This window comes from Solitalea longa (genome assembly GCF_002920915.1).
GTDB lineage: Bacteria > Bacteroidota > Bacteroidia > Sphingobacteriales > Sphingobacteriaceae > Solitalea > Solitalea longa.
The window spans coordinates 103,794-119,466 of sequence record NZ_PQVF01000002.1 but is presented as its reverse complement, the minus strand read 5'-3'; the positions used below and the strand labels follow the sequence as shown (position 1 = coordinate 119,466).

General features: G+C 37.6%; 13 protein-coding genes. 8 read left to right on the top strand and 5 right to left on the bottom strand.

Annotated features, from left to right (window positions below; translation table 11 throughout):
* Positions 1-6: 6 nt before the first annotated feature.
* The 3 genes from C3K47_RS03080 to C3K47_RS03070 form a co-directional block, all read right to left on the bottom strand.
* Complete coding sequence (locus C3K47_RS03080) at positions 7-876, bottom strand: hypothetical protein (protein WP_103787631.1); 870 nt, start codon at positions 874-876, stop codon at positions 7-9.
* Between the two features lie 3 nt (positions 877-879).
* On the bottom strand, positions 880-1,713 hold the full coding sequence (locus C3K47_RS03075; RefSeq protein ID WP_103787630.1) for an ABC transporter ATP-binding protein: 834 nt from the start codon (positions 1,711-1,713) through the stop codon (positions 880-882).
* A gap of 175 nt (positions 1,714-1,888) precedes the next feature.
* Positions 1,889-2,752, bottom strand: a complete 864-nt coding sequence (locus C3K47_RS03070) for an N-acetylglucosamine kinase (protein WP_103787629.1) — start codon at positions 2,750-2,752, stop codon at positions 1,889-1,891.
* 722 nt (positions 2,753-3,474) lie between these two features.
* Between C3K47_RS03070 and C3K47_RS03065 the strand changes: the two genes are divergently transcribed.
* From C3K47_RS03065 to C3K47_RS03040, 6 genes are all read left to right on the top strand, one after another.
* The gene (locus C3K47_RS03065) at positions 3,475-4,650 is read left to right on the top strand and encodes an alpha/beta hydrolase (RefSeq protein ID WP_103787627.1); all 1,176 of its coding nucleotides are present in this window, start codon (positions 3,475-3,477) and stop codon (positions 4,648-4,650) included.
* A gap of 177 nt (positions 4,651-4,827) precedes the next feature.
* A complete protein-coding gene (locus C3K47_RS03060) occupies positions 4,828-5,199 on the top strand; it encodes a hypothetical protein (protein ID WP_133159320.1) in 372 nt (123 codons plus the stop codon).
* 179 nt (positions 5,200-5,378) lie between these two features.
* Positions 5,379-7,712 carry a TonB-dependent receptor gene (locus tag C3K47_RS03055; protein WP_103787625.1) on the top strand — a complete coding sequence of 778 codons (2,334 nt, stop codon included), beginning with the start codon at positions 5,379-5,381 and terminating at the stop codon, positions 7,710-7,712.
* A gap of 67 nt (positions 7,713-7,779) precedes the next feature.
* A complete protein-coding gene (locus C3K47_RS03050) occupies positions 7,780-9,264 on the top strand; it encodes a PepSY domain-containing protein (RefSeq protein ID WP_165784618.1) in 1,485 nt (494 codons plus the stop codon).
* A gap of 243 nt (positions 9,265-9,507) precedes the next feature.
* On the top strand, positions 9,508-10,446 hold the full coding sequence (mdh, locus tag C3K47_RS03045; RefSeq protein WP_103787623.1) for a malate dehydrogenase: 939 nt from the start codon (positions 9,508-9,510) through the stop codon (positions 10,444-10,446).
* A 160-nt stretch (positions 10,447-10,606) separates the two neighbouring features.
* Positions 10,607-11,065, top strand: coding sequence for a retropepsin-like aspartic protease (locus tag C3K47_RS03040; RefSeq protein ID WP_103787622.1), 459 nt, complete (start codon positions 10,607-10,609; stop codon positions 11,063-11,065).
* A 44-nt stretch (positions 11,066-11,109) separates the two neighbouring features.
* Here the strand turns inward: C3K47_RS03040 and C3K47_RS03035 are convergent, their stop codons facing one another.
* Together C3K47_RS03035 and gyrB are read right to left on the bottom strand one after the other, a co-directional pair.
* A complete protein-coding gene (locus C3K47_RS03035; RefSeq protein ID WP_103787621.1) occupies positions 11,110-11,970 on the bottom strand; it encodes a CHRD domain-containing protein in 861 nt (286 codons plus the stop codon).
* 214 nt (positions 11,971-12,184) lie between these two features.
* A complete protein-coding gene (gene gyrB, locus C3K47_RS03030) occupies positions 12,185-14,146 on the bottom strand; it encodes a DNA topoisomerase (ATP-hydrolyzing) subunit B (protein WP_103787620.1) in 1,962 nt (653 codons plus the stop codon).
* A 296-nt stretch (positions 14,147-14,442) separates the two neighbouring features.
* Here gyrB and C3K47_RS03025 point away from each other — a divergent pair, with 296 nt between their 5' ends.
* Positions 14,443-14,892 (top strand): QcrA and Rieske domain-containing protein, encoded by a 450-nt coding sequence (locus C3K47_RS03025; RefSeq protein ID WP_103787619.1) that lies wholly within the window; start codon positions 14,443-14,445, stop codon positions 14,890-14,892.
* A gap of 172 nt (positions 14,893-15,064) precedes the next feature.
* Positions 15,065-15,673: an OmpH family outer membrane protein gene (locus C3K47_RS03020; protein WP_103787618.1), complete on the top strand. Its 609-nt coding sequence runs from the start codon at positions 15,065-15,067 to the stop codon at positions 15,671-15,673.

Below are 15,673 nucleotides of genomic sequence, written 5' to 3'. Positions count from 1 at the left end.
TCTGTTTTAGATTTGTTTTTCTTTGATCTTATACCAATTGGCTAACCAAATAAGTATTGGGACGGTTCCAAATAGGATGAGTCCTATTAATATTTTGTGATTTTCTGACAAGGAATATTCTTGGAGGAAGCCTTCGTTTTCAATATGCTGAGGTAGTCTAATACTAATCGAAAAGTATAAACCATTAACACCATGCTGAAAAGGGTATAAATATTTCAGAAGTTTATCGCTAAATAAATTCAGTAAATATGAGAAAACAGGAATAATGAGGATTCCTTTTAGAATTGAATATTTTTTAAATATAAAAGGACTTAGTAATAATGCTGAAAAAATGATAGTTAAATAGCCTAGAGCATACCACCCGTTTTGTATAAAATGACTAATGTTAAAGTATTTGAGCTTTTCAACTAATTGAGGAATATTCGCTTCCTTTATCTTCTCTATGTAGCTGCTTATAAATAAGAAATCAACAATCTGAAAGAGTATTACATAAATAAAAAATGGTATTAGAAATATCCAAAGCCAGTTAAATATGAATTTTTCAGTCGATGTAGCAGGTAAAAGTAAAAAGTCAATTAAAGATTTTCTAGTCAATAACTTATTCCATCTTATAAAAATGGCTACTAGGCTTGTTAAAAACCAGCCTCCAAAAAAAATCTTTTCATTTTGATACTCCAAATCATTTATATACCATTGACTTGTATTATGGATTTCCTTAATCCAATTTATATCAAATTTAAAGTTACTTTGAGTTCTATAAACTAAGGTTATTAGAATCAATAAACCCGGTAAAGCGAGCAGATATAATTTCTTATTCTCCGCCCAGTCTTTCTGAAAAAGCAATTTAAGTCGATAAAAGCTAAATGTGTTGTTCATGGTTTAGTTGTTAAAGATTCGTAGTATTTCAGGTTTGTTTTCAATGGCGGCGTTAAACAGCAGTTCAATGTCCAATTTGCTTGCTTCGTTACGTGTGTTTTCCAGAACAGAAAGTTGTCCGGCCAGTGAGGGCTCTGCGTATAACACATTGGAACTAGTTTCTTGTTGCAAAACTTTAAATGCCAGCTTTTCGGTAATGCGTTCAGTGTTTTCGTTTAGAATAATTGCCCCGTTTTCCAAAATAATAATGCTGTCAATCAGGTTGTCCAGGTCCCTCACCTGATGGGTGGAAATAACTATGCAGCTATCTTCATTGATATGACCTGCCAATATTTTTCTCAACTGTGCTTTCGATGGAATGTCCAATCCATTGGTTGGTTCATCGAGCAATAACAATTTGGCATTAGTAGCGATCGCAAATGAAATGCTTACTTTTTTTTGTTGTCCGTAGGATAGGTCTTTGATGTGGGAGTCGATGTTTAATTCAAATTCAGTTAACAGAAGGTTGAACTTCTCTCTATCAAAACCAGGGTAGAAAGCGCCATTTATTTTTGCAAACTGCTTGATTTTTAAATTGGGAAGTTCCACTTCTTCCGGTACGAAAAATACTTGTTGCAAAAACGCAGGATGACGTTGCATAGGGTTAAAGGCAAAAGCTTCAACTGAGCCTTCTTTAGGAAATACCAAACCACACATCATTCTTAATAGAGAAGACTTTCCCGCTCCATTTTTTCCTAAAAGCCCATAAATATGTCCTGCTGATAATTCCAGATCTAATTTTTCAAAGAGATGCTGCTTAGCCTTGTAGCCAAATTTTAATTGATAAATGTTTAACATGTAAGATTGATATAGTGTTATGGTTTACTAGTACACTATAATTGTAGAAATATTTTTTTATAACTGAAAGTTTATTTATTAAAATATTGATTATAAAACTTGGCGGTTTTTAAAATAAAAAAGGCCGCTCTGGGAAAAGCAGCCATGAAGTGTGATAATAAATTATCAGGAAAAATTAAACTGTACTAAGCTTTAATTCATTAATATGATAATGAACAAGGTCATCTATTGGCGAGCGAACAATTTTGCCCACCTGCATTCCGTATTCGGTACTTACTTCAAGTAACACATCACGGAAATTATAGCCAACTGAACCAATACAATTAAACGTATGTTTTTGATAATCAGGATAACGACTTACCAGGTCCTTGAAAAATGCATCGAACGAATCTTTAATTATAGTTCGGGTATAGGGCTGAACGTTGCTGTTATCGTATAAAAATTTACTGAAACTAGCCAGGAAACGGTTAGGTAATGGCTTTTTATATATACGATCTAAAATATCGCTGTGTGAATATCCGTACGTTCGATCGAAAGCGTCACTTAACTCTTTAGGCATTACTCCACGCATATAATCGCGCAATAGTCGGCGGCCAATGTGCGAGCCACTGCCTTCATCACCCAACATATAACCTAACGAGTCGATATTTAAGGTAATTTCGCGCCCATCATAATAACAGGTATTGGTGCCTGTGCCTAAAATAGCAGCAAATCCGGGTTGATTGCCTAGTAAAGCTCTTGCTGCAGCCAATAAGTCGTGGCTCACAAAAACCTTTGCTTTTGTGAAAACGGTACGTAATGCTAAAGCGACAACCTCGTTTTTCTCTTCATTCGAACATCCAGCACCGTAAAAACTAACATGATCAATGCTGTTAATATCAAGATTATCCGGAAGGTTATTTTTTAATGACTGAATAATTCCAGGAGTGTCAATAAAATAAGGGTTGTAGCCCTCTGTATTAAAATAAACCTTCTTGTTCTCTTTATTCAACAGACACCAGTTAGTTTTTGTAGAACCACCATCAGCAATAATTATCATAATATATTCCGTTAATATTAATCCTATCCGTTGTTTGTTTAATGAATCATCAGAAACATTTCAAAAATAGCAAAAAAAAAGATTTATTAATGGGAGAATTAAAAAAATATTAAAAAGTCGACTATTGTTTTTTAATTGATTACACAATTGAGCGCTTATAATCATATAATATACTGATTTTCAGTAATAAATATTTTGCTGTAAGCAGAATAAATAATTTTCATTTTGTATGAATTACACTAAGATTTAACTTCGAATTAGCCTAAGTGATTTAATTTCTAAAACAGCCCCTTTTGGTTCCTAATGAGGTTTTTTACATAGTTTTGTAGGAATATTTCGCATGCTGTCAGTGTTGGAGAGATAGGGGGTATTGAAAAAGCCCGGCTGAATCCTGTTGATCGGCTCGGAAATATTAAAAATGGTAAGACAGCCGTTCAGCAACATAAAATTACGACAGATAATGAAAATGTTGAAGCATTATTTTACCGTTCTTCAAAATATTCTGATCATGTTGAAAATAAGCCCATCAAAAGCGATTTTTCTTTTTCTATGATCGCAAACCTACTTCAGGTAAAATCAACTGTAACTCAAAAGAAAGGGATTGATGTTAGCCACTGATTCGGTAAAGTTGCCTATGGGTAAATAACCCTTAAGCTTTGCTTTTAAGAATTAAATACCCTAAAAAATGTTGCAAACCATTTTCCATTTTCTATTTTAGAACTATGCAAAAAAGAATCCTTTTGTTGGCGTTCTTTCTGTTTTTGAGCATTTTATGTAATGCCCAGTTAACAGTTCATATACAATCTGTACCTGAAAATACATCTTCTTCCGACAAGCTTTACCTCGCCGGCAATTTTAACGGATGGAACCCCGGTGATTCAAATTACTGTTTTAAACGTAAGGCAAACGGTACTTATTCATTAACTGCCGATTTAAAGCCTGGTAAATATGAGTTTAAGGTCACACGAGGTACCTGGGATAAGGTTGAAGTTGACAGCCTGGGCAATTCCAAAGTCAACCGTTATGTAGAAGTAAATGGCGATACCGAGATGATAATTGATGTTGATGGCTGGAGTGATACTTATGAAAAAGAAATGATTCATACCGCATCAGCTAATGTTAGGTTGGTGGATTCGGTTTTTTATATTCCACAGCTGAAAACCCATCGCCGGGTATGGATCTATCTCCCTAAATCTTATTTCGATAAATCAGTAAAAAAGAAACGCTATCCGGTGTTATATATGCAGGACGGTCAGAATTTATTTGATGATTTTTACGCCCCTTATGGCGAATGGAATGTTGATGAAACCCTCGACAGTCTTAATAAGGAATTAATCGTGGTAGGTATTGACCATGGTGGAAAAGAACGACTGAATGATTACTCTCCTTATCAGAATTTAAAATATGGAGGTGGCAATGGCAATTTGTACCTCGAATTTATGGTAAATACCCTGCGGCCTTATATTAATGAACACTACCGAACCTTAAAAGATGTTGAAAATACCGGCATCATGGGTAGTTCAATGGGGGGATTGATCTCTTTTTACGGTGGCTTGAAATACGATAAAGTATTTGGAAAGATAGGAGTGTTTTCGCCTTCTTTTTGGTTTCATCCTATTATTTACAGTTATGCCGCTAAATGGAAACCAATACGTAAAACACATTTGTATATTTTGGCTGGAGAAAAAGAAAGTGACTCACTGGTTTATGAAGTACGAAAAATGGAGTCCATACTTAGGCACAAAGGATTGAATGAAGAGCAATTAAAGGTTGTATTTAAGCCCGATGGCCGCCACGCCGAATGGTTTTGGCGGCGTGAATTTGCTGATGCCATAAACTATTTATTCCCCGAATCGCAAAATATTACCGTTGTCAGGAAACTGCTCGAAAAATTATAAGTAAATCATAAAATTTCCAATGTATTGCTGGTAAACTGTTTGAAAAGTTATACCTAAGTCATAATCTATTTATTCATAAAAGCAAATGATTTAAATCAGTTCTAAATTGTTTTTCTTTTCTAATTTTGTTGACGTATTCCTTAAGTACAAATAATCGTAAGGGATTAAAGAAAATCAATGAAAAGAATTTTATCCATAGTTTTAATGATAGCCATACTACTGCAAACATTTAGCAGCTTGGTCATTGTTTCGGGCTATGAGGTAAATAAAAGTTTCATTTCCACCTATCTTTGTGAAAATAAAAATAAGCCTAAACTTCATTGTAATGGTCAATGTTACTTGATGAAAGCCTTGAAGAAAGAAGCAGCAGAGCAGGAGCAAAAGGCCAATAATTCACTTAGAGAAAAGTTTGAGATCAACCTTTTTGAACATTCGGTTGTGCAAAATTTTATTGATAGTACCTATATCGAGTTAACTCAACAACGTTTCTTCCTGCAGAAAGAAACATGTACAGTTTCCCTTTCCATCTATCAGCCTCCCCAGGTTTAACTTCTATTCATTTCGGAATTGGTCTATTGATTTTTATCAATGTGATCCTATACTTTATTATTCCGAAATCAACATTCATCTTTTTAGTTTTTGAATTATCAGCCCAAGTTGAGCTAAGTGTACCGGTATATGCTTATACCTAATGCCGTACAGGGTGCTTATGGGCAAGAAATGAGTTTATGAGACTGAAGTTATACTTTACTATACTTTTAATAAGTGTGTTTGCAAACACTTATGCCCAGCAATTAATAAAAGGGAAAATTTACGATGCCATTACCCGTGAGCCACTATCGGGAGTAAACGTTTTTGTGCCTAATTCAACGATCGGTGCACAAACAAATGCTCAGGGGAATTTCAAGCTTTCTGCAACAGAAAAAGTTAATTCGATTACCGTTTCATTGCTTGGGTATCAAACAGTAACCACACCTGTTGAAACTAAAGATCTTTCCATCGGCTTAAATCCTTTGACGGCTAATATGCAGGAGGTAATTGTAACTGCGAGCCGAGAAACACAATTGCGTAGTCAGGCACCGATTGCTATTAGCAAGGTTTCGGCTAAATTGTTAGAAGAAACCAAGCCTACTGCTTTTTATGAGGTGATGAACAAGGTGTCGGGTGTGTTGATGGTGAATTTAAGCAATGAGCAGCACAGCATGTCTATTCGCCAGCCAATGACTACTTCAGGTTATTATCTGTATATGGAAGATGGTATTGGTATCAGGCCAATGGGTGTTTTTAATCATAATGCCTTGTTGGAAGTTAACCAATATACCGTTAGTTCTATAGAAGTTGTAAAAGGTCCGGTCTCGTCTATTTATGGCCCTGAAGCAGTAGGCGGAGCCGTTAATTTTATAACCCAACGCCCAACAGCTGTTCCATCGGCCCGGGTGGGTGTTCAGTTTGATCAATGGGGCTACCAACGTTTGCAGTTTGGTGCCGGAGCGCAAATTGGAAAATTTGGTATATATATAGGAGGGTTGAGAAGCCAACAGAAGGGCGCCTGGATGACTTATTCTGATTATAATAAAACATCTATTAATACCCGCTTAGAATACCAATTGTCAGATAAAACTCGTCTGATCGGTACTTTAATGTATGGCGATTACTATTCGCAAACCAGTGGTAGCGTTGATAGTATTGCCTTTTTTAACCGAAACTACACCAGTACAAACGATTTTACGTACAGAAAATCAACCGCCAGTCGCTCACGTATTACATTAGAACACGATTGGACGAACGGGTCTAAGAGTTTTATTACGCTGTTTAATCGTTTTAACGAGCATGGACAAAATCCTTCGTATAGCATAAAATGGAAATCGGGGCAAACAACTGCCACAGGAGAAATCAATTCAAATGATTTTACCAGTTATGGTATAGTAGGGCAGCACAGCCAGCGTTTTGGTTTCTTAAACTCAAAACTGATTACGGGAGGTATGTTCGATTATTCCCCTAATGATTATTCAGCTTATCAGGTAGATTTAAATGCGCAGTTACGTCCTGACGGTAAATCTGTAGAGAAATACACCATTATTAAGGAGCGCCCGGATATTAAACTGTCTGATTATGCTGCCAAAATCAGAAATGCTGCGGCTTATTTACAATATGATTTTGAGCCTTTGAAGAATTTGCGCTTTTCAACAGGTTTACGTTACGATTTGATGTCGTTTACCTATGATAATTTTTTAGATGCATCAGCAGGCAGCAAAGAATATCAACGCTTTACACCAAAAGTCGGTTTAACTTATGATTTGGGTCATGACAAAGGTTTGTATGCCAACTATTCACAAGGATTTGCTCCTCCGGCATTAACCGCTATTTTTCGTAAAAAACCAAATACCAGCCCTGCAGAGTTTTACTATAACCTAAAACCGGCACTGTTTCAAAACTATGAACTTGGTGCATGGGCATCCTTCCTGCAAAATAAGGTTTATGTTGATGTGGCTATATACCAAATGGATGGGCAGAATGAATTACTGAATATCCGTCAGCCTGATAATTCTTATGATTACCAATCTGCAGGAAAAACCCTGCATAAAGGGATTGAGTTTAGCACTACGCTAAAACCAGTAAAAGAACTAAGTTTCCGTTTGGGAGGTACCTATGCTATCCATCGTTTTGAAGATTTCCAGGTGAGCAATAAAGCTGCTGATCAACTTAAAAACCTGAATGGTTATGATATGCCTTCGTCGCCGCGCTGGGTTTGGAATAATGAATTGAGTTATTATCCGAAATGGTTTAAAAACTTCCGAAGCTCTATAGAGTGGCAACATGTTTCGGCCTGGTATCAAAATCAAATCAACATGGTTAGTTATTCCGGCTATGATCTGCTAAATGCAAGGGTGGGTTATCAATGGAGAGGCATTGAAGTGTACTCAAATTTGATGAATCTTACCGATGAATTGTACGCAAGCAACGCATCAAGGGGTAATAACACTACCGATCGTACAACTTATACAGCTGCAGCACCTCGAACCCTGGTGTTTGGGGTAAGCTATCAGCTAAGCAAAATGTAGTTGATTTTCAGTAATAGCATATTTAGAACAGCAAATGATCAGGAAAAATATATATAAATGGCATCGAATGTTAAGTATCATCATTGCCATTCCGGTTATTATGTGGACTTTAAGCGGGTTCATGAGTCCCATCATGAGCTCCTTTAAACCGAAAGTTAAAAATCAATTTCTGGCATCCAAATCAATTGATCTTTCAAAAGTTAAGGTCTCATTAGATTCCGCTTTACTTAAGAATCGTATTGAGTGCATTTCAAATTTTCGATTGGTTGAATTAGATGGTAAGATCTATTATCAAATTAGAAAGGTTGCGGATAACCGGCTAACCTATATTGATGCCCAATCGGCAGCCATTGATTCGGCCGCAGCTGAAAACTATGCAATGAAGATCGCTAAACAGTTTTTAGGGGATTCAACAGCCAAGGTTACCGGGGTTTCTTTTATTCAGAATTTTGATGAGGAATACCTTGATAACAACCGATTGCTGCCTGTTTACAGGGTTGATTTTAATCGGTATGATAATACTCGCTTATATGTTGATCCGGCCAGTGATCGTATGGGGCTTGCAACTAACGATAGCAGGGCTGCTTTCTCAATTTTCTTTCGCAATTTTCATAGCTGGCAGTTTCTAGAAAAGTTAGGTCCTTTTCGCAGTGCAGTCTTAGTTTTCCTGGCTGGTATTTCTTTTATCACAGCCGTTATGGGGATTTATATAGTCTGTATAACAAAAAGTAAAAAAGTAAACTCTTCGAATTCTTCACTGAAATATCGCCGTTTGCATCGCCAAATTGGAATTATCGCATCTATAACCATGCTGATGTTTACGTTTAGCGGTGCCTACCGTGCTTTTGTGAAATTAGAACCCGACACGCGTCAGCTCTATTCTATAAATGATGAGTTTAAGGCGGCACATCTATCATTTTCGTTTGATTCTATTGCGAAGCGTTATTCGGTAAAAAATGTTTCATTAGCGAAATTAAATGGTACCAACTATTTGAGAATTGTTTCGCCCCCAAATGCTACCAATGCGGAATGCCACAAAAAGGACAAGGACGCTTCCCAACATCATATGGAAATGAAATCCTTGCCGGATGTTATTCAATACGTATCGATTACTGATTTGAAAGAACTGCCTGATGGAGAGGAGGCATTCGCTAAAAATATGGCTTGTAATTTCAGTCGGCAATCTCCTGAAAATATTATTTCGGTTACTTCTGTAACAGCTTTTGATGATGACTACAGCATGATGAACAAACGTTTGCCGGTTTACAAGGTTCAATTTAATGCCAACAACAATGAACGCTGGTATGTAGAAACCTCATCGGGTAAACTGGCCACAAAGGTTAATGATGTGGATGCAAGAGAACGCTTCAGTTTTTCAAAGCTGCATATGTTTCATTTTTCCCATGGAATGGGTAAATCTACGCGTGACCTACTTCTTGTTTTTGCTGCCCTCGTTAATTTACTCGCTGCACTTACAGGAACTGTGTTGCTGGTAATTTGGTATAAAAAGAAAAAGCCAAAGGTTAAACTTCAACCTAAAACGATTTCTTAATAAATTCGAAGTAAATCACTCTGTATCAGTTAAAATGACAAAGTGGTTAATCAGCTCATCTTTATTTAAAGAAAAGGATTGCAAATGGCTTGTTCTAGAAGACAGTATTTCCTTTTAAGGAAGTGATGTTGGTTGATTTTATATATGCAATTTTTCGCTGTATTAAGTTGTCTTAAATCATAAATTTTTCATGCCGAAAGTCATATATTCGTGCACTTTTATAACCCAATAAATACTTTTATTATGAAAATAACAGTAGTTGGTGCAGGCGCCGTGGGTGCTACCTGTGCAGACAACATCGCTCGTAAAGAGCTTGCCTCTGAAGTAGTTTTATTAGATATCAAAGAAGGCTTTGCCGAAGGTAAAGCAATGGACATGATGCAAACTGCTATGTTGTTAGGTTTTGATACCAAAATTGTTGGTACTACTAACGACTATTCAAAAACAGCAGGTTCGGATGTAGTAGTTATTACTTCAGGTTTACCACGTAAACCAGGCATGACTCGCGAAGAGTTGATCGGTATTAATGCTGGTATTGTTAAAGGTGTTGCAGAAAACATCTTAAAGCATTCCCCAAATGCTATCTTCCTTATTATTTCAAACCCAATGGATACGATGACTTATCTTACTTACAAGGCTTTAGGCTTGCCTAAAAACCGTGTAATTGGTATGGGTGGAGCATTGGATTCATCTCGTTTTAAATATTTCTTAGGTCAGGCAATGAACTGTTCATCAAATGAACTTCATGGAACTGTTATTGGCGGTCACGGTGATACCACCATGATTCCTTTAACTCGCCTTGCTACTTATAATGGTGTACCGGTTTCTAAATTTTTAGATGCTGATACATTGAAAAAAGTTGCTGCTGATACAATGGTGGGTGGTGCTACCTTAACCGGTTTATTGGGTACTTCAGCATGGTATGCTCCAGGTGCTGCCGGTGCTGCAATGGTTGAGTCTATTGTTCGTGACGAGAAACGTGTATTCGCTTCTTCAGTTTTCTTAGAAGGTGAATATGGTCAGTCAGATATCTGTATGGGAGTTCCAGTGGTAGTAGGAAGAAATGGTTGGGAAAAAATCATTGATTTCGAATTGAACGAAGAAGAAAAAGCAGCTTTTGCAAAAAGCGCTGACGCTGTTCGTGCAATGAACAATGTATTATCAGATATGAAATTGGTTTAATCACTAGCCAATAAAAATAATTTAAAGCCTGATCGAAACCGATCAGGCTTTATTGTTTTAAATACGTAGTTCATCATTTTCTTTTGTTCCTTTGTATGCTGTTTTTAATTTGGAAATTTATAGTCCGTAAAGAGCAGTTCTTGTTTAAGTTAATTTTACTATGGTCTTTAATCTTTCAACACTCATTTTTGGTGTAAAAACATATACACTCCCGCTAAACATTTTCAGTTTGGATGGAGAAGGGTATCACCCTAAAATTGAAATTGAGATTAATGGGGTAAGACAAAAGGCAATTTTAGATACCGGTGCGTCGAAAACTGCATTTGATCATGATCTGTTGCAAGCAATAGCAGGTGAACAGGCTTTTCATTTGGATGAAAAACTTTCTACGGGTTTGGGCACTAATTCAATGCAGTGTTTTAGGGCAACTATTGATTTAAAACTCGGAGATTTAAGCATAAAGAAGTATGATGCGGCCGTCCTCGATCTGTCACATATCAATATTGCATATGAAAAACTGGGTTTTGAAAAGGTTATAGGTGTTATTGGCAGTGATATTTTAGTCAGATACAATGCGGTTATTGATTACGCCAATAAAGTATTGGTACTAAAAGCCTAAAAGCAAAGGAGGCGAGGCCTCCTTCACTTAGAGAGAGCGCAAAATTAGTCTTTCAGTTGTCCCCTGATAATTCCTCCCGGGAAATTTGTTGAATGCACATTAACGTAAAGCGGATTACCAAAAAGATCAGCAAACTGAGTGTCATTGATCGTTCTTGATTGGATTGATCCTATTTGACCGACATTATCTGCCACGTTAATAATTACCGGTCCATTTTCAGTGGCTGTTCCTTTGTGTATATGGGCAATCACCAGGTTGTCTCCAGCTTCTAAATCGGCAACAGTAACCTTCGAAAACAACATTTTATCTTCCGAAATCCTGATTTGAGCCATTCCGTTAGCGGTACTGTTAACTGCAGGAACCTGGTTGCCTGGTAACAGGTTAATATCGGCACCAAACTTAAGCGGGTGGTCCAATTGATTACGTAATAATCCTCCGGGTTTTTGCATAGAGTGGATGTTTATGTACAAATCATTTCCGGCCAATATCCGTTGGTACTGTTCTTCCGTAACATCTATCGTGTCTTTTATACTATTATTTGAGTCGAATTTTAACACATTGTTATCCACAAGCCCTACCAACACAGGGCCCGTTTCCAAGGTTCCGCCTTCATGAATATGGGCAACGGTAAGATGATCAGTAGGGTCAAGGTTGTTAACAGATATTTCAAAATACAGCTTTCGGTTATTATATAAATGAACACAAGCCTCACCGTTTTCATTTCTATCCATATGGGCCGGAACTTCAAAGCGAGGCGAAATAGGAGAATCCTCAAACTCTTTGGCCAATTTTGGCGAATCATTTAAGGTCGCCACCTGGCCGTCCTCCTGACAAGATGTGTTAAGAAATCCAAGCAGTAAAAAACATCCGATGCTTTTCACCATCATTAAATCAGATTTTCTCATAATTGAAGAAATTAGATTAACAAATTGGTTAATTGTCAATTCTTCGAAAGGAAATAGAAATAGAGTGTATGAATTGTTAAGAGTAGCTGGTTTACCCGAAGAACTGTACTGCTAGTACGGACAGGTTTTTTATTTGGTTGCTTTGTATACAATTTATATTCAAAAATAAAGGCTCCGGTAGAGGAGCCTTTATTCGAATTATTTTATAATGCTGTTAAGCATCAATTTTAGCGTATTTCGCATGTTTTTCAATGAACTCGCGGCGTGGTGCTACTTCATCGCCCATTAGTACCGAGAAGATGTGATCACATTCGGCAGCGTTTTCAATGGTTACCTGACGAAGCGTACGTGTATCAGGATTCATGGTTGTTTCCCATAACTGCTCCGCGTTCATCTCTCCCAAACCTTTGTATCGTTGTGTATGTACACTGTCTTCTTTACCGCCACCTTTTAAGCGTTCAATAGCCGCTAAGCGTTGGTCTTCGGTCCATGCGTATTCAAATTCCTTACCTTTTTTAACCATGTATAATGGCGGCGTAGCAATATAAATGTATCCAAACTCGATCAGTTCTTTCATGTAACGGAAGAAGAAGGTAAGGATCAGTGTTGTAATGTGAGAACCGTCCACGTCGGCATCCGTCATGATGATGATCTTATGGTAACGTAGTTTAACTATGTTAAGAGCTTTATCATCTTCTGGAGTGCCAATACTTACGCCCATGGCGGTAAAGATATTCTTGATCTCATCGTTTTCGTAGATCTTGTGTTCCATGGCTTTTTCCACGTTAAGGATCTTTCCTTTTAGTGGTAAAATGGCCTGGAAATTACGGTTTCGGCCTTGTTTGGCTGTACCGCCTGCCGAGTCACCCTCTACCAAATATAACTCACATGCTTCAGGGTCATTATTTGAACAATCCGAAAGTTTGCCAGGTAAACCCGAGCCGGTCATAACTGTTTTACGTTGCACCATTTCACGGGCCTTACGGGCTGCAGCACGAGCTGTAGCAGCAAGGACAACCTTTTGTACAATTAATCGTGCTTCTTTAGGGTGTTCTTCTAAATAAATATTTAAAATTTCCCCAACCGCCTGATCAACCGCTCCGGTAACCTCGTTGTTTCCTAATTTGGTTTTAGTCTGACCCTCAAACTGCGGCTCTTGAACTTTAACAGAAATTACCGCGGTTAATCCTTCGCGGAAGTCATCACCTGTAATTTCTACCTTAAGGTTTTTCAGTAAACCACTTTTATCAGCATAACTTTTGAGCGTACGGGTTAAGCCTCTACGGAAACCGGCTACGTGCGTTCCACCTTCAATGGTATTAATGTTGTTTACGTACGAGTGAACGTTTTCAGAGTAAGTACTGTTATACTGCAGAGCAAGCTCAACCGGAATTCCCGCTTTGGTGCCGTCAATGTATATCGGCTCGGGGATCAACGGTTCACGAGTGCCGTCCAAATAAGCAACAAACTCTCTTAACCCACCATCTGAATAAAATGTATTAGTGATAAAAGCGCCATCATCATCTGTTTCGCGCTCATCGGTTAAGGTTAAGCGAATACCTTTATTTAAAAAAGCAAGCTCACGTAAACGAGCAGCAAGTGTGTCGTAATTGTAAGTGGTAGTAAGAGTGAAAATCTCTGCGTCAGGAGTGAAGGTTACAATGGTACCGGTAACACTGGTTTCACCAACAGTTTTAACATCATATTGTGGCTTACCACGCTCGTATTCTTGTACCCAAACTTTCCCGTCACGGTGCACTTCGGCTTTTAAATGGGTAGATAAGGCGTTCACGCAGGAAACCCCCACACCGTGCAAACCTCCGGAAACTTTATAAGTGTCTTTATCAAATTTACCCCCGGCGTGCAATACAGTCATTACAACTTCTAAAGCTGATTTTTTCTCTTTAGTATGCATACCCGTTGGAATACCACGGCCGTTGTCCTTTACTGAGATAGAATTATTTTGTTGAATGGTAACGTTTATATCGTTACAATATCCGGCTAAAGCCTCGTCAATTGAGTTGTCAACAACTTCATAAACCAAATGGTGCAAGCCTTTTACGCCAACATCGCCAATGTACATGGCTGGGCGTTTGCGTACGGCTTCTAATCCTTCAAGAACCTGAATATTATCCGCTGAATAATTCGCAGCTTTTGTTTCTGCTGTTTCGCTCATGTTATCCTATAGTTACAAAAGTTCAAAGATACTGTTTTTAGGCCTCTTGCCGAAATGAAAAGTGCCTATTAAGACCTCGATATTAGTAATTTATTGCCGATTTATAAAGCCGTAATAAATGCTATTTATTAACATTTTAAAAAGGAGAAATGTCCGGTATGATTCAACCTGAAACTGAATTTTTAAAACAAGAATCACAGATTCTTTTCAATAGGCAATTTTTTAAATTTCTTTTCCGCAGTGAGGCAACTTTTGCAATAAGACTAACGTAAACCACTTTGATAAACAATTACAATATGAAACGCAATGAATTCTTGTCTAAGTTAGGTATTGGTGCAGCACTGGTTTGTACCGGGGGGGTATTACATGCTTGTGGCGGAGGAGATGATGCTGGCCCAAGTAACAATGGTGGTAACAACGGCAATCCGGTGAATTTTACATTTGATGCCAGCACCGATTTTCCAAACATAGGTAGCTCTAAGGTTAAGCAGGGGGTAATTGTTGTACGAACTGCTGCTACTATAGTGGCGAGCTCCTTTGTTGCACTTGATGCTATTTGCCCACATGAACAAGGCTCAATAATGTACGACGAAACGAATAATCGTTTCGAATGTGCATTGCATCATAGCCGTTATCAGTTAGATGGTTCGGTAATTAATGGACCTGTTAACTCTGCCGGTTCAACCCGCGCTTTGAAAAAATACAATATTGCCATTAATGGAAATGTAATTACCATTACCGAATAATTGTAGTTATAGAGTGTTAAGTAAATGTTAGAGAGTTGCGACCATTGATGCAGATCAATCTTCGCAACTCTTTTTATTGTAATATGGGCGCTGATTTTTTTTTAAAAGTAGGTTCAGAAAAAATTTTGAAAATGGTTTGAATATTTATATTTGCCGCAAACTCGTTTTAAATATGAACCTTAAAAAATCAATTGCTCTTTTACCAATATGTGGCATTACCTTTTTAGGTATTATGGCTGCATGTTCTAACGATAACGGCAACACTACGACTAAAAAAGCTGATTCAACCGCAGCAAAAACTGATGTGGCAAAATCAGAAGTAATTGTGTATGTGAACTCTGATTCATTGCAAAAGCATTACACATATTTTGTTGATGTTAAAAAGAAGCTTGATGATAAGAACACACTTCGTCAACAGCAGTTTGAAGGTAAGGGCCGTTCATTTCAGCAAGAAGTGGCAAACGCTCAACGTGCTGCTCAGGGCATGACCCAAGAGCAACAGCAACAGTTAAGCTTACAGCTACAAAAGAAACAACAAGATTTAGGTCAGTTACAGCAAAGCTTAGCCGGACAAGCAGCTAAGGAAGAGCAGGAAGAAACTGAAAAATTATATGGAAAAATCACTGATTACTTGAAGAAATATGCCAAAGACCATAACTACAAAATGGTGGTTTCTTACTCAAAAGGCAATAGCAATATATTATATGCTGATGAAAGCCTGGATGTTACCAATGATGTGTTAAAGGGTTTGAACGAAGAATATAAAGCGGATAAGAAATAA